Genomic DNA, 16,152 nt, shown 5'->3' on the forward strand with positions numbered 1-16,152 from the left:
TTGCAACTATTTCACTGTTAGATGTAACCTTCAACGCCGTATTCTGCTTGATGTTGTTAAATGTCAAGCACAAAAAAGGGACGTTAAGCCCCTTTTAATTATATGAATTATATAGAAAAACTAGAATTGCATTTCAGGAACGTGGTCTGGTACCACAAGTTCACCTGCTGTCAATTTAACAATTTCTTCTACAGATACGCCCGGTGCACGTTCAAGTAAGTGGAACTTGCCATCTTTAATTTCGATAAATGCTAAGTCGGTCAATACCTTTTTAATACAGCCTTTACCCGTTAGAGGCAGTGTACACTCAGGCAGTAATTTTGAATCGCCGTGTTTAGACGCATGTGTCATGGTCACAATAATATTGTCAGCACCAGCAACTAAATCCATAGCGCCGCCCATGCCTTTGATAAGCTTACCTGGGATCATGTAAGAGGCGATGTTGCCGTTTACATCAACTTCAAAAGCGCCAAGTACCGTTAAGTCAACGTGACCGCCACGGATCATTGCGAATGATTCCGCTGAATCGAAAATTGAGGCGCCTGTGGTTGTGGTAACGGTTTGCTTACCCGCGTTAATCATATCAGCGTCGAGCTCTTCTTCAGTTGGGAATTGACCCATACCCAACAAGCCATTTTCAGACTGTAGCATTACTTCCATACCGTCAGGTACATAGTTCGCTACCAATGTAGGGATACCAATACCTAAGTTTACGTAATAGCCGTCTTGTAATTCTTGCGCAACGCGCATTGCAATTTGTTCACGAGATAAAGCCATGATTATGCTCCTTTGCGCGTTAATTAAGTGTCACTTGAGCGAACTGTACGTTGCTCAATACGTTTTTCAAATGTGCCTTGGATTAGGCGATCGACGTATATACCTGGCGTATGAATTTGATCTGGATCTAATTCACCTGGTTCAACAATTTCTTCCACTTCAACAACGGTAATTTTACCCGCAGTAGCTGCCATTGGGTTAAAGTTACGCGCTGTTTTTCGGAACACGAGGTTACCGTAACGGTCGGCTTTCCATGCTTTAACAATCGCGAAATCACCTTTGATTGCTTCTTCCATAATATACATGCGGCCATCAAACTCGCGCTCTTCTTTGCCTTCTGCTACTGGTGTACCGTAACCCGTTGCTGTGAAGAATGCTGGAATGCCAGCACCGCCTGCACGCATTTTTTCGGCTAGCGTACCTTGCGGGGTAAGTTCTACTTCTAACTCGCCAGACATCATTTGACGTTCGAACTCTGCATTTTCACCAACATAAGAAGCAACAATCTTCTTAATTTGACGATCTGGAAGCAAAACACCTAAACCAAAGTCATCAACACCACAGTTGTTTGATACAACCGTAAGGCCTTTTGTGCCTTTGCGTTTAATTTCAGCGATCAGGTTTTCAGGAATACCACATAAACCAAAACCACCAGCGATGACGGTCATATTGTCTTCAATACCCGCCATTGCTTCTTCATAACTTGAAACGACTTTGTCGAATCCTGCCATTGTAATCTCCTCAATAATTGCCGAGGCAATTTTTATTATTCTCTATACCAATTGGTATTACTGCTGAGCTCTAAATGCTGTTGATACTTTCGATACAGGTTCGCGACCTAATTTGTCACTAATAAACCAACCAGCAGCCAGTAATTTGTCAAAATCGATGCCAGTTTCTATACCTAAACCATTAAGTAGGTAGACAACATCTTCACTGGCAACATTGCCTGAAGCGCCCTTAGCATAAGGACAACCACCTAAACCAGCAACAGCAGCGTCTACCGTGCTGATGCCCATTTGAAGTGCCGTGTAAATATTGGTTAACGCCTGACCATAGGTATCGTGGAAGTGAACTGCTAGCTTGTCCATTGGTACACGCTTAGATACTGCTTGTAGCATATTTTGTACAGTTGCCGCTGTACCCACACCAATAGTGTCGCCAAGCGATATTTCGTAGCAACCCATGTTGTATAGTTGCTCTGCTACTTCCGCTACCTTTTCAGGTTCAATAAATCCATCGTAAGGGCAGCCAACAACGCAAGAGACATAACCGCGGACTTTTAAACCATGTTCTTTTGCGGCAGTCATAACTGGCGCAAAGCGCTCTAGACTCTCGGCAATCGAGCAGTTAATGTTTTTCTGACTAAAGGCTTCACTTGCTGCGCCAAATATTGCAACCTCATCAGCGCCACTCTCAATAGCTGCTTCAAAGCCTTTCATGTTTGGCGTTAGTGCAGCATAGGTAACGCCATTTTTACGAGAAATACCTTTGAATACGTCAGATGAGGTCGCCATTTGAGGCACCCATTTGGGTGATACAAAACTGCCGCTTTCTACATAATCAAGACCTGCGTCGGCAAGCATATCGATAAGTGCAATCTTGTCACTTGCTTCAATGAACTGCTTTTCATTCTGTAGACCGTCTCGTGGACCAACTTCTACAATTTTCACCTGACTTGGCATTGTCATTAGCTTTCCTCCGGTTCGAACGATAGCAACTCTGCTCCGCCATCCACCATATCACCAGCTTGGAAGAATAGAGCAGTAACCACACCTGCACTTGGCGCCTTGATAGTGTGTTCCATTTTCATTGCTTCCATAATGACAAGTGGTTGGTCTTTTTCTACTTTGTCGCCAGCGCGAACAAGTACGTCAACCATGGTACCGTTCATCGGCGCAGCTAAGCCGCCTTGACCAGCGTCTTCACCAGACTCGCCTAAGTCTGGCAATACTTGTGTAAAGTTAAATACGCCATTAGGTCGGTACAAGCTGATGTGCTGTTCATTGTGCGCAATTTGCGCACAACTGCGATAGCCGTTAATAGTGAAGTAAAGCGTGTTGCCATCAATATCACCCTGGCAGTCATAGCTATGATCGCCAATTTGTACAAGGTAGTATGAGTCACTGCCTTGTCTTTTTTGCTCAACCGTTACGTCGTAGTCAGTATCACTGTGGTTCAATGTTAACGTTTGTGCATTGGCTTCATTCATACGCCATGCATTGGTTGCATTCCACGGGGAAAACGGATCATTTGTTTTTGACGCCGCTTGTTTGGCTTGCTCTGCTCTGCTTAACACCAAATAAAGTGCAGCCATTGGCAGTTCGTTTGCCAGTGCTTGCTGATCCTTGTGGAAGATAATATCGTTGTGCTTTTCAATAAAACCAGTGTCTAAATCAGCATTGACGAATGGGGCACATGTCGCCAAGTTATACAAAAAGTCGATATTCGTCGTCACGCCATTGACCCGATATTCTGCAAGCGCTTTTGCCATGCGCTGTAATGCTTTTTCACGAGACTCGTCCCACACTATTAATTTAGCAATCATCGGGTCGTAATAAACGCTTACTTCATCACCTTGGCGAACACCGGTATCAACACGTACATGCTCACTCTCTAGAGGTGGCACTAAGAACGATAATTTACCTGTCGCAGGCAAGAAATCGTTGTCCGGATCTTCAGCATAAATGCGCGCTTCAAATGCATGGCCTTTAATTTCCAATTCTGATTGCGTTTTAGGTAAGTTTTCACCCGCAGCGACGCGTAATTGCCATTCCACTAAATCTTGGCCAGTAATTAATTCTGTGACAGGGTGTTCAACTTGAAGCCGAGTGTTCATTTCCATGAAGTAAAATGAACCGTCTACATCCAATAGAAATTCTACGGTACCCGCACCACGATAGCCGATAGCTTTCGCAGACTGAATGGCTGCTTGACCCATTTGATCTCGTAGCGCTTCTGTCATACCTGGGGCAGGGGCTTCTTCAATCACTTTTTGGTGGCGGCGTTGCACAGAACAATCACGTTCAAACAAGTAAACAGCATTTTCATGGTTGTCACAGAATACTTGAATTTCAACGTGACGTGGCTGTGTTAAGTACTTCTCCACCAGCATGGTGTCGTCGCCAAAACTAGACGCTGCTTCACGTTTGGCAGCCGCTAAACCCTCTGAAAACTCATCGCTTGACCAAACTTGACGCATGCCTTTACCACCGCCTCCTGCGGTAGCTTTCAACAATACAGGGTAACCCATATCGTCTGCTGCTTTTTTCAATACAGCTTCAGATTGATCATCACCATGGTAGCCAGGGACTAATGGTACATTGGCTTTCTCCATGATTGATTTAGCGGCAGACTTCGATCCCATCGCTTCAATAGCACCCACTGGAGGGCCAATAAAGGTAATATCTTTTTCAGCACATAGACGGCAGAACTCAGCGTTTTCTGATAGAAAACCATAACCAGGGTGAATCGCTTGTGCGCCAGTGGCTTTAGCCGCCTCAATCACTTTTTCTGACACTAAGTAGCTGTCGCGTGAAGGTGAAGCGCCAATGTATACCGCTTCATCTGCCATGGTAACGTGCAGTGCGTCTTTGTCTGCGTCTGAATAAACAGCCACAGTATGAATACCCATGCGGCGCGCGGTTTTAATTACTCGACACGCAATCTCACCACGGTTAGCGATGAGGATTTTGGTGAACATTTTTGATGTAGTCATTCGTTGTTTACTCCTATCGCTTATCGTTCTTAGCAGTGTTTTGAACCAGCCAACTTGCAGGGCGTTTTTCGAAAAATGCGGTCAGACCTTCTTGGCCTTCTTCAGACACGCGAATCGCTGCAATACGTTGACTGGTTTCCTGCATCAGCTTTTCATCAATAGCCTGATAAGCAACATCAAATGCCAGTTGTTTCGCCTGGCGAGTCGCCTCTGGTCCATTTGAAAGTAGCTGTGCGATCATCTTGTCTGTCGCTTCGTCCAGCGCTTCTGGCGAGACTACTTCGTCGACAAGACCTATTTGCTGTGCTTTGTCTGCAAAAAAACGTTCTGCTGTTTGGAAGTAACGACGCGATGCTTTTAAGCCGATAGCGTTAACTACATAAGGGCTAATGGTGGCTGGAATAAGGCCGAGTTTTACTTCGCTCAAACAAAAGCTTGCTTTCTCACTCGCGATGACAATGTCACAACAGCTGGCTAAACCAACTGCTCCACCAAACGCAGCACCTTGGACTTTTGCGATGGTTGGCTGTGGCATAAAGTTTAATTTATTTAGCATGGTTGCGAGGGCATTGGCATCTGTTAAGTTTTCTTCATAGCTATAACTCGCCATGCGTTTCATCCAGCCTAGATCCGCGCCAGCAGAAAAGCTTTTGCCATTCGACGCAAGCACCATAACGCGAACGTCGTTGTTGTTGGCGATTTCATCAAATGCATCAGTTAATTGCGCGATGATGCTGTCATCAAAGGCGTTGTGTTTGTCTGGGTTATTAAGAGTCACAGTGGCAACACCTGACTCAATAACCAATGTAACTAACGCTGTGCTTTCCGTTTTCATATTTTCTGTCATCACAACACCACTACATTCTGAAGACGCCAAATTGCGTATCTGCAATTGGCTTGTTTAATGATGCAGAGATAGCAAGACCTAGCACTTGACGAGTGTCAGCTGGGTCAATAACACCATCATCCCAAAGTCGGGCAGAAGCATAGTAAGGGTGACCCTGTTGCTCATAGGTGTCGATAATCGGCTGTTTAAACGTAGCTTGCTCTTTTTCAGACCATGTTTCGCCGCGCTTAGCCATCTGATCGGTTTTAACTTGTGCAAGTACACCTGCTGCCTGCTCGCCACCCATTACCGAGATACGCGCATTAGGCCACATGAATAAGAAGCGAGGATCATAAGCTCGGCCACACATACCGTAGTTACCTGCACCGAAGCTACCGCCAATCAGTACTGTGAATTTTGGTACTTGAGCACAAGCAACCGCGGTTACCATTTTGGCACCGTGTTTTGCTATACCGCCGGCTTCATATTGTTGACCTACCATAAAACCAGTGATGTTTTGTAAGAAGATTAATGGAATCTTGCGTTGTGAACACAGTTCAATAAAGTGAGCACCTTTCTGTGCTGACTCACCAAATAAAATACCGTTGTTCGCCACAATACCAACGGGGTAGCCGAAGATACGCGCAAAGCCACACACCAGTGTTGTACCGTATAGCGCTTTAAATTCGTCAAATTCACTGCCATCAACAATACGTGCGATGACTTCTCTAACATCAAACGGTTGACGAGAATCTTTTGGAATCACACCGTAAATTTCGTTTACGTCATATGCTGGCTCAGCGACTTCCTCAATGTTCACCTGCATTGGCTTAATGCGGTTTAAGTTCTTCACGGCATTGCGCGCAATTTCTAGCGCATGATGATCGTTTTGTGCGTAGTGGTCAGATACACCTGAAGTACGACAGTGGACATCGGCACCACCTAAGTCTTCAGCGCTTACCACTTCACCTGTAGCTGCTTTCACAAGCGGTGGACCCGCTAAGAAAATAGTGCCTTGTTCTTTAACAATAATAGATTCATCAGCCATTGCTGGTACATACGCACCACCAGCGGTACATGAGCCCATAACGACAGCAATCTGCGGGATATTTTGCGCCGACATATTGGCTTGATTAAAGAAAATGCGGCCGAAGTGTTCTCTGTCAGGGAAAACATCGTCTTGATTTGGTAAGTTCGCGCCACCTGAATCGACTAAATAAATACACGGTAAGTTGTTTTCTTGTGCAATGGTTTGTGCGCGCAAATGTTTCTTCACCGTTAGTGGGTAATATGTGCCACCTTTCACCGTTGCATCGTTGGCAACAATGATACATTCTTGCCCGCCAACACGACCGATACCTGTGATGATACCTGCTGCAGGTACATTATCGTCGTACACCTCATATGCAGCTAATTGCGATAGCTCTAAAAACGGTGAGCCTTCATCAAGTAGTTGGTAAACACGGTCACGCGGCAGTAACTTTCCTCGTGATAAGTGACGGTCGCGAGATTTTTCGCCACCACCTAACTTTATTTCATCTAACTTAGCTTTTAGGTCATCTACTTGAAGCTGCATGTGCGCAGCATTTTCAAGAAACTCTGGGCTGCGAGTGTTTATTTTGGAAGTAATCTTAGGCACGATATTTTCCTTTTAAAATATTGTTAGTGTCCAATTGTTTGATTTGGCAATAACAATCGTTTGAAATTGAGAAAGCGACACGCAGCATACAAGTGTATGTGAGTATCGCTGACGAAAAGTTCATGCGATTGGTGAAGCCTAAATCACTAACAATTACTTAGAATCGTTGAAAAGTTCACGACCGATAAGCATACGGCGAATCTCAGAAGTACCCGCGCCAATTTCATATAACTTCGCATCACGCAGTAAGCGACCTGCTGGGAACTCGTTGATGTAACCGTTACCGCCAAGTAGCTGAATTGCATCTAGTGCCATCTTGGTTGCAAGTTCTGCAGAGTAAAGGATAACTGCAGCAGCATCTTTACGAGTTGTCTCACCACGGTCACAGGCTTGAGCAACCATGTAAACGTATGATTTTGCTGCATTCATTTGTGTGTACATGTCAGCGACTTTACCCTGAACCAATTGGAACTCGCCAATTGATTGGCCAAACTGCTTACGGTCGTGAATGTAAGGAACAACTAGGTCCATACATGCATCCATAATACCTAGCGGGCCACCTGAAAGAACAAGACGCTCGTAATCAAGACCAGACATTAACACTTTAACGCCTTTGCCTTCTTCGCCTAGTACGTTTTCAGCTGGCACTTCACAATTTTCAAACACTAATTCACAGGTGTTAGAGCCGCGCATACCAAGCTTGTCTAGTTTTTGGTGGCGGCTAAAACCTGGGAAGTCACGCTCAACGATAAACGCAGTAATACCTTTTGAACCGGCATGAACGTCAGTTTTTGCATAAATTACGTAAACGTGTGCGTCTGGACCATTTGTGATCCACATTTTGTTGCCATTAAGGATGTACTTATCGCCTTTCTTTTCTGCGCTAAGCTTCATGCTAACAACATCTGAACCCGCGTTTGGCTCTGACATTGCTAAAGCACCAATGTGTTCACCCGTACAAAGCTTTGGTAGGTATTTCATTTTTTGTTCATGCGAACCATTTTTGTTTAATTGGTTTAAACAAAGGTTAGACATTGCACCATAGCTTAACCCTACAGACGCAGATGCACGGCTGATTTCCTGCATAGCAATGGTATGTTCTAAATAGCCAAGACCTGTTCCGCCGTACTCTTCGTCAACGGTCATACCCAGTAAACCTAGGTCACCAAACTTGCGCCATAAGTCCATTGGGAATTCGTTATCGATGTCGATTTGTGCTGCGCGTGGTGCAATTTCGTCACGAGCAAAGGCGTTGACTTGATCGCGAATCATGTCAACAGTTTCGCCCAAGTTAAAGTTTAGCGACGGGAATGTAGAAATCATAAGAGTTCCTTAACGAGTATCTTGTGTAATCTTGCCGTTGTGTTTTTGCGGCTATTAAATTTTGTTTAACGTATCTAGACAGCTTTGTTCTAGATTCGATAATTCCATTAAGACAATATTGATGTCTTCTAACTGCTGATTTAAGTCCGATTTCTTCTCGGCGATTAAATCTAAAATCGTTTCCAGTTGCTTCGCACTGGTTTTGTCCATGTCATAAAGTTCAAATAGACGGCCAGTCTCAGCAAGTGAGAACCCCAAGCGTTTACCTCGCAAAATTAACTTTAGTCGAACTCGGTCACGTTGGTTGTATATTCTCGTTTGACCGCGTCTCGTTGGAGCCAACAAGCCTTGGTCTTCGTAAAATCGAATACTGCGCGTTGTGATATCAAATTCTTTTGCTAATTCGCCAATGGAGTACGTCTTTTGGGCGCTGGACATAATGACTATATCTAAAACTTATAATGTGGCAGTTACTATAGGGTAAGTTTACGTTAAGGTAAAGTTTGGTCGTTTTGCTGCAGAATACATTGAGTGTAAGGGATAAGTTACATCTTGGCGGGTTAAGAGTGCTTTCATAATTGATGAAAGGGAAGATCTCGGTAAAAGGTTGCTCTAAAGTATGCGCAAATTTATTTCTGTCGAACTCGGTTGTTACGCTACACGTTGAAACAAAATCACTGGTAGTAGCACTAAAGTTTACGTTGGCGTAAACGTTAGTTTGGTATAGAGTAAGGCCACTTTTCGACGACTCAGCAATGTATATTGCCTTTTAATGGAGAGCATTATGTCTGTTTCAGATCCTATTGTTATTGTTTCCGCTACTCGTACGCCTATGGGCGGTTTCCAAGGTTCACTTTCTGCCGTTACTACACCTGAATTAGGTGCAGTAGCAATTAAATCAGCAGTTGAACAAGCGGGTGTTGCACCTGATCAAATTGATGAAGTAGTGATGGGCTGTGTACTACCTGCTGGCCTTAAACAAGCACCTGCTCGTCAAGCAGCATTGGGTGCAGGCTTAGCGCAATCAACCGTATGTAACACTATTAATAAAGTATGTGGCTCAGGCATGAAATCTGTGATGGATGTTCATGATTCATTACTTGTTGGTTCTATTGATGTAGCGGTAGCTGGTGGTATGGAAAGCATGTCGAATGCGCCATACATGTTACCTAAATCGCGTAGTGGCATGCGTATGGGTCATGGCCAAGTAATCGATCACATGATGTTAGATGGTTTAGAAAACGCCTATGACGGTGTTTCTATGGGCTGCTTTGCACAATCAACGGCTGACGGTGAGCAATATACGCGTGAAGCAATGGATGAATATGCTATTCGTTCATTAAGCCGTGCAAATGCTGCTATTGAATCAGGTGCATTCGCTAATGAGGTTTCTCCTGTAACCGTTAAGTCTCGTCGTGGTGACACAGTGGTTGAAATTGATGAGCAACCTGGCAATGCTCGCCCAGACAAAATCCCATCGTTACGCCCAGCATTCAAAAAAGACGGAACTATTACTGCTGCTAACTCTAGCTCTATTTCAGATGGTGCAGCAGCATTAGTACTGATGAAACAATCAGAAGCTGAAAAGCGCGGTTTAACACCACTATGTAAAATCGTTGGGCATGCAACACATGCACAAGCGCCAGAAGAATTTACTGTTGCGCCAGTTGGTGCAGTAAAAAAATTACTTGAGAAAGCAGGCTGGTCAGCGGCTGATGTTGATTTATACGAAATCAACGAAGCATTTGCCATGGTAACTATGTTAGCCATTGATAAGCTGGCGCTTGATGTGAACAAAGTAAACATCAATGGTGGTGCTTGTGCATTAGGTCATCCGCTAGGTGCAAGTGGTGCGCGTATTATGGTGACACTTATTCATGCCTTGAAAAATAAAGGCTTATCAAAAGGTGTTGCAACTTTATGTATCGGTGGTGGTGAAGCAACAGCTATCGCCGTCGAAATGCTTTAATTAACTACACATTATTACAACAGGCTCAATTTCCCTCGACCGTTCTTAAAATAAAAATACGGGGGCGTTGAGCTTTTTCGTTTACAAGAGGATGTTTTCGTGAATTTTGATCTTACCGAAGACCAACAAATGTTTGCAGATACAGCGAAGCAATTTGCTGATGCTGAGTTTGCGCCTCATGCAGCCAAATGGGATGCAGAGCATATTTTTCCTAAAGACGTTATTGCTAAGGCCGGCGAACTCGGTTTTTGCGGATTATATACGCCAGAAGATGCTGGCGGTTTAGGTTTAAGCCGTTTAGACGCGTCGATTATTTTTGAGCAGCTTTCTATGGGCTGTACCGCGACAACTGCCATGATGACTATTCATAACATGGCAACCTGGATGATTGCTACGTGGGGTCAAGAAAGTGTTAAAGACACTTGGTGTCCAGAGTTAGTGATGGGTGAAAAGCTAGCCTCATATTGTTTAACCGAGCCGGGTGCGGGTTCTGATGCCGCGTCTTTGCGTACAAGCGCCAAGAAAGACGGTGAACATTATGTGGTTAATGGCTCTAAAATGTTTATCTCCGGTGCGGGTGATACTGACGTGCTTGTTGTGATGGTGCGCACGGGTGGTGAAGGTGCAAAAGGCATTTCTGCGCTTGCTATTCCTGCCGACAGTGAAGGTATTATTTACGGCAAATCAGAAGAAAAGCTGGGTTGGAACGCACAACCAACGAAACTGATCACCTTTGACAATGTCAAAGTGCCTTTAGAGAACCTACTTGGTGAAGAAGGTGATGGCTTCAAAATTGCCATGAAAGGCCTTGATGGCGGTCGCATCAATATCGCAACGTGTTCAGTGGGTACTGCCCAGCAAGCGTTAAATACAGCGATGGAATACATGCAAGAGCGTCAACAGTTTGGTAAGCCGATTGCTGCTTTCCAAGGGTTACAGTTTAAGTTGGCAGATATGGCGACTGAACTTGTAGCAGCCCGTCAAATGGTGCGTTTGGCAGCATATAAGTTAGACGCTGGCGACCCGGAAGCTACAGCATATTGTGCAATGGCAAAACGTTTTGCGACAGATGTTGGCTTCCAAGTATGTGACGCTGCGCTGCAAATTCACGGTGGCTATGGCTACATTAAAGAATACCCGCTTGAGCGTCATTTCCGTGATGTTCGCGTGCATCAAATTCTTGAAGGCACCAATGAAATTATGCGTGTCATTATTGCACGTCGCTTGTTAACTGAAGGCGCAGGCCAGCTGCTATAGGAACCATGATGTCTGATTACTTAAAACTAGAAAAACAAGGTAATACCGCTATTGTTACCTTTAATAATCCGCCTGCGCATACATGGACGCAACAATCGTTAACCGACTTACGTGATTTAGTGTTGTCACTAAATGAAGATAAAGACGTGTACGCACTGGTGTTAACTGGCGGTGGTGACAAGTTTTTTTCAGCAGGTGCTGATTTAAATGTATTCGCTGATGGCGACAAAGAAAACGCCCGTGCGATGTCTGATATTTTCGGCGAAGCGTTTGAGACATTGTCAAACTTTCGTGGTGTTTCAATTGCTGCGATCAACGGTTACGCCATGGGCGGCGGACTAGAAGTGGCATTGGCGTGTGATATTCGCATCGCTGAAGCGCACGCGCAAATGGCACTTCCTGAAGCTACTGTTGGCTTGTTGCCTTGTGCTGGCGGTACCCAAAACCTGCAGATTTTAGTGGGTGAAGGATGGACTAAACGCATGATTTTATGTGGAGAGCGCATCAAAGCTGACAAAGCATTAGCCATTGGTCTAGTTGAAGAAGTAGTGGAATCAGGTAATGGTTTAGAAGCTGCTATTGCGCTAGCAAGTAAAGTCGCGAATCAAAGTCCTGTAGCGGTAGCTGCATGTAAGCAATTGGTACAAAAGCACCGACATATGCCGTTGGTTGAGGCTCTTCCTCAAGAGCGCCAAGCGTTTGTTGATCTGTTTGATTCAGAAGATCAAAAAGAGGGTGTTAACGCATTCCTTGAAAAGCGCAAGCCTGTTTGGCAGAACAAATAAGGAGAAAAACATGACAGATGTTGTGTTATTTGAGCAACTAGAGTGTGCCAACGGAAAGCACATTGGTGTTGCCACGTTAAATGCGGAACGTTCATTAAATGCATTAAGCGGCGAAATGATTGAATCGCTATATCCACAGTTCAAAGCGTGGCAAGAAGACGACAGTATTTCAGTTGTACTGCTTCAAGGTGCAGGTGAAAAAGCATTCTGTGCTGGCGGTGATATCGTCAAACTATACAATGAAATGAAAACTCACCCTGGTGAATACGCGCCAGGCATTGAAGAGTATTTCACGAAAGAATATCGCCTAGACTATTTGATTCATACGTTTAACAAGCCGTTTATTGTATGGGGCAATGGTATTGTCATGGGCGGTGGCCTTGGCATGATGGTTGGTGGTAGCCACCGAGTGGTAACTGAATCTAGCCGAATCGCGATGCCTGAGATCAGTATTGGGCTATATCCAGATGTGGGTGGTACCTATTTCCTTAATAAAATGCCTGACAACTGCGGCTTATTCCTAGGCCTAACAGGCGCTTCTATCAATGCGAGTGATGCCAAGTATACAGGTCTTGCTGATTACTTTATTACAGCAGATAAAAAGCAAACGCTGATCGATCAAATGTTGACGGTTAACTGGGGCGATACTATTGCACTGAATCATGACAAATTAAACGATGTTATGCATGAGCTCGAGCTAGAATCGAACACCCAGTTGCCAGTATCTCACGTTCGCGCCAATAAAGCGGTCATTGAACATGTTACGTCAGGCGAAACCATTTCTGAGATCGTTAATGCAATCGTGACCGTGGAAATAGAAGACAAATGGTTTAACAAAGCGCAAAAATCATTAAAGCATGGCAGTGCAATCAGTGGTCACTTGGTGTATCGCCAATTAGAAGTGGGTAAGCAAATGAGCTTAGCTGACTGTTTCCGTCTTGAATTAGGACTATCAGTGAAATGTGGGCAGCACGGAGAATTCCAAGAAGGTGTGCGTGCATTATTAATTGATAAAGACAATCAACCATCGTGGAAATTTGATTCTATAGAAAACGCTGATACAAGCGTTATCGACTGGTTCTTCGCACCAATGTGGCAAGCAGAAGAACATCCATTAGCTGATCTCGGTCAGGAATAAGGAGCGTTATCATGGCGAATATTGCATTCATTGGCTTGGGCAACATGGGTGGCCCAATGGCGATTAACTTAGTGAAAGCGGGTCACAGCGTATGCGTTTATGACCTATCAGCACAAGCGGTCATTGATGTTGTTGAACATGGCGCATCAACAGCGACGTCGGCACAAGAAGCGGTAAAAGGTGCAGAGGTTATTGTATCTATGTTACCTGCTGGCAAGCACGTAAAAGCGGTTTACATTGGCGAAGATGGTTTAGTAAATCATATCAACAAAGGTGCGTTGGTTATTGACTCTTCAACTATTGACGTTGCTAGTGCACAAGAAGTCGGTAAAACGCTAACTGAAGCAGGTATCGATTTTATTGACGCACCAGTGTCTGGTGGTGTGGGCGGTGCACAAGCTGGCACATTGAGTTTTATGGTTGGTGGCACGAAAGAGGCATTTGAGAAAGCAAAGCCTGTTTTAACCAATATGGGTAAAAACTTATTCCATGCTGGTGACCTAGGCGCGGGTCAAGTTGCTAAAGTATGTAACAACATGCTGTTGTCTGTGCTGATGGTGGGTACTTCTGAAGCGCTTCAACTAGGTATTGCAAATGGTTTAGACCCGAAAGTGTTGTCGGATATTATGAGTAAGTCTTCAGGCAGCAACTGGACATTAGACGTTTACAACCCTTGCCCAGACGTGATGGAAGGTGTGCCATCTTCTAACGATTATAATGGTGGCTTTATGGTGGACCTGATGGCGAAAGATCTTGGTCTCGCTATGGATACTGCGGTTGCAAGTCAGTCCTCTACGCCTATGGGCGCATTGGCACGCAGTTTATATGCTATGCATGCTGCAAGTGGACAAGGTGGTAAAGACTTTTCGAGCATCTTTAACGTGTTCAACAAAAATAACTAATTTTATCGGTATTCCTTGACCAAAGATGCAAGGCTATCAATAAAGGTATAGAGACAAATTTTAGAGAACAAATATGAAAGTAGAAAATAAAGTCATCGTTGTTACAGGTGGCGGACAAGGTTTAGGTCGTGCTATGGCGGTAAACCTTGCTTCTCAAGGTGCGCGTCTAGCGTTAATCGACTTAAACGAAGATATGCTGAAAGAATCCGTTGCGTTAATAGAAGAAGCGGGCTCTTCGGCAAAATATTATTTAGCAAATGTCACAAATGAAGCTGAAGTAGAAAATACCTTTAATAGCATAAATGATGACTTCGACGGCTTTGATGCATTAGTAAACAACGCTGGTATTTTACGAGACGGTATGTTGCTTAAAGCAAAAGATGGCGAAATCGTTAAGAAAATGTCGTTGGAGCAGTTTCAATCAGTTATTGATGTAAATCTGACAGGCGTCTTCTTGTGTGGTCGTGAAGCGGCTGCTCATATGGTGAAGAATGAACGCAAAGGTGTGATCATCAATATGTCCTCTATAGCGCGTAACGGCAATATGGGCCAAACAAACTATGCAGCATCTAAAGCGGGTGTTGTTGCGATGACGGTTTGTTGGGCACGTGAGCTTGGTCGACATGGTATCCGCGTTGGCGCTATTGCGCCGGGTGTGATCCGCACAGCGATGACTGATGCAATGAAGCCAGAAATGCGAGAGCGCTTAGAAAAAATGAAACCGGTTGGCCGTTTAGGTGAAGCTGACGAAATAGCACATACAGTAAAATATATTCTTGAAAATGAATTCTTTACTGGCCGCGTTGTAGAGATTGATGGCGGCTTAAGCATGTAATTCATGCTATGCTCATTAGAGTATGATGTATGAAATATTGAAAAAGACGAGCTTCATGCTCGTCTTTTTTATTTCGTTATGAATTATCAATAGTAGATAAGTAAACAGATAATTAAGAGAGCAGTATGAAAAGAGCACTGTTTCTAGATCGCGATGGCATTATTAATGTCGATTTTGGTTATGTTCATCAAATTAAAGATTTCGAATTTGTCGATGGTATTTTTGACGTTTGTCGTTATGCGCTCGATATGGGCTATGAAATATATGTCATTACTAATCAAGCGGGCATAGCGAGAGGCTACTATACAGAAGATGACTTTCTGCAATTAACCGAGTGGATGAAAATAGAGTTTGCTCGTCGCGATATTCAAATAAGTGGTGTTTATTATTGTCCTCATCATCCAGAAAAAGGCGACAATGAGTATGTTATTACTTGTGATTGCAGAAAGCCTGCGCCAGGTATGATACTCAAAGCGGCTAAAGAGCATGGTATTAGTCTGGGACATAGCGCGTTTATCGGCGATAAGGTATCAGACATGAAAGCGGCTGAAGCTGCAGGCATTCACAATAAAATACTTGTGGCGAGTCAGTATCAGGATGACGAAAATACACACGCACACCGTATTAACAGTATTAAAGAAGCGGCAGCATTCCTTTGTTAATCGCCATTATTGTGCAAAAAGTGCGCACTTGAACTACAATTTACAATTATTCGTAATTTAGGTGTTGACGCCACCCGAAAAATCCCTAAAATGCGCATCCACTTCTCGGGGACAAGCCAAGAAGCTGTTTTGATAAGTTTAGTCACTTTATAAAGCCACTAAACGGGTCAGATAACTTAGAAAAATAAATTAAACTTTTTTTCAAAAAGTTGTTGACATTAAAACAGGGAAGCGTAAAATGCGCATCCGCTCTCAACGAGAGAGCACACAGTTAACACGAGTGCGATGTTGACTGGAATCGCAAGATTCAGTTCTTTAACA

At 44.1% G+C, this 16,152-nt stretch carries 15 protein-coding genes; 7 read left to right on the forward strand and 8 right to left on the reverse strand.

From position 1 onward, the window contains the following. Positions 1-120 precede the first annotated feature (120 nt). From ACFSJY_RS07075 to ACFSJY_RS07110, 8 genes are all read right to left on the reverse strand, one after another. Entirely contained in the window at positions 121-777 is a 657-nt protein-coding gene (locus tag ACFSJY_RS07075; protein ID WP_386032652.1) for a 3-oxoacid CoA-transferase subunit B, read from the reverse strand. A 23-nt stretch (positions 778-800) separates the two neighbouring features. Next, positions 801-1,508: a CoA transferase subunit A gene (locus ACFSJY_RS07080; protein WP_386032655.1), complete on the reverse strand. Its 708-nt coding sequence runs from the start codon at positions 1,506-1,508 to the stop codon at positions 801-803. Positions 1,509-1,565: 57 nt separating this feature from the next. Further along, complete coding sequence (locus tag ACFSJY_RS07085; protein WP_386032658.1) at positions 1,566-2,468, reverse strand: hydroxymethylglutaryl-CoA lyase; 903 nt, start codon at positions 2,466-2,468, stop codon at positions 1,566-1,568. Beyond that, the gene (locus tag ACFSJY_RS07090) at positions 2,468-4,480 is read right to left on the reverse strand and encodes an acetyl/propionyl/methylcrotonyl-CoA carboxylase subunit alpha (RefSeq protein ID WP_386032724.1); all 2,013 of its coding nucleotides are present in this window, start codon (positions 4,478-4,480) and stop codon (positions 2,468-2,470) included. Before ACFSJY_RS07090 ends, ACFSJY_RS07085 begins: the two co-directional genes overlap by 1 nt. A gap of 28 nt (positions 4,481-4,508) precedes the next feature. Further along, entirely contained in the window at positions 4,509-5,342 is an 834-nt protein-coding gene (locus ACFSJY_RS07095; protein ID WP_386032661.1) for an enoyl-CoA hydratase/isomerase family protein, read from the reverse strand. A gap of 10 nt (positions 5,343-5,352) precedes the next feature. Next, the gene (locus ACFSJY_RS07100) at positions 5,353-6,960 is read right to left on the reverse strand and encodes a carboxyl transferase domain-containing protein (RefSeq protein WP_386032663.1); all 1,608 of its coding nucleotides are present in this window, start codon (positions 6,958-6,960) and stop codon (positions 5,353-5,355) included. 153 nt (positions 6,961-7,113) lie between these two features. Further along, positions 7,114-8,283, reverse strand: a complete 1,170-nt coding sequence (locus ACFSJY_RS07105; RefSeq protein WP_386032666.1) for an isovaleryl-CoA dehydrogenase — start codon at positions 8,281-8,283, stop codon at positions 7,114-7,116. A gap of 54 nt (positions 8,284-8,337) precedes the next feature. Then, positions 8,338-8,721 carry a MerR family transcriptional regulator gene (locus ACFSJY_RS07110; protein WP_386032669.1) on the reverse strand — a complete coding sequence of 128 codons (384 nt, stop codon included), beginning with the start codon at positions 8,719-8,721 and terminating at the stop codon, positions 8,338-8,340. Positions 8,722-9,067: 346 nt separating this feature from the next. On the opposite strand from ACFSJY_RS07110, the gene ACFSJY_RS07115 reads away from it, so the two are divergent. From ACFSJY_RS07115 to gmhB, 7 genes are all read left to right on the forward strand, one after another. Continuing rightward, entirely contained in the window at positions 9,068-10,252 is a 1,185-nt protein-coding gene (locus ACFSJY_RS07115; RefSeq protein WP_386032672.1) for an acetyl-CoA C-acyltransferase, read from the forward strand. Positions 10,253-10,351: 99 nt separating this feature from the next. After that, positions 10,352-11,509 (forward strand): acyl-CoA dehydrogenase family protein, encoded by a 1,158-nt coding sequence (locus ACFSJY_RS07120; protein ID WP_386032675.1) that lies wholly within the window; start codon positions 10,352-10,354, stop codon positions 11,507-11,509. A gap of 8 nt (positions 11,510-11,517) precedes the next feature. Continuing rightward, a complete protein-coding gene (locus ACFSJY_RS07125) occupies positions 11,518-12,294 on the forward strand; it encodes an enoyl-CoA hydratase (protein ID WP_386032678.1) in 777 nt (258 codons plus the stop codon). 10 nt (positions 12,295-12,304) lie between these two features. Continuing rightward, entirely contained in the window at positions 12,305-13,432 is a 1,128-nt protein-coding gene (locus tag ACFSJY_RS07130; protein ID WP_386032682.1) for an enoyl-CoA hydratase/isomerase family protein, read from the forward strand. Positions 13,433-13,443: 11 nt separating this feature from the next. Next, positions 13,444-14,334: a 3-hydroxyisobutyrate dehydrogenase gene (gene mmsB, locus ACFSJY_RS07135; RefSeq protein ID WP_386032684.1), complete on the forward strand. Its 891-nt coding sequence runs from the start codon at positions 13,444-13,446 to the stop codon at positions 14,332-14,334. 73 nt (positions 14,335-14,407) lie between these two features. Next, positions 14,408-15,169, forward strand: a complete 762-nt coding sequence (locus tag ACFSJY_RS07140) for an SDR family oxidoreductase (RefSeq protein WP_386032687.1) — start codon at positions 14,408-14,410, stop codon at positions 15,167-15,169. 125 nt (positions 15,170-15,294) lie between these two features. Next, on the forward strand, positions 15,295-15,831 hold the full coding sequence (gene gmhB / locus ACFSJY_RS07145; protein WP_386032690.1) for a D-glycero-beta-D-manno-heptose 1,7-bisphosphate 7-phosphatase: 537 nt from the start codon (positions 15,295-15,297) through the stop codon (positions 15,829-15,831). The last annotated feature ends 321 nt before the right edge of the window (positions 15,832-16,152 follow it).

The sequence above is a fragment of the Thalassotalea euphylliae genome (assembly GCF_042682785.1).
In the GTDB taxonomy this organism is placed as follows: domain Bacteria; phylum Pseudomonadota; class Gammaproteobacteria; order Enterobacterales; family Alteromonadaceae; genus Thalassotalea_F; species Thalassotalea_F euphylliae.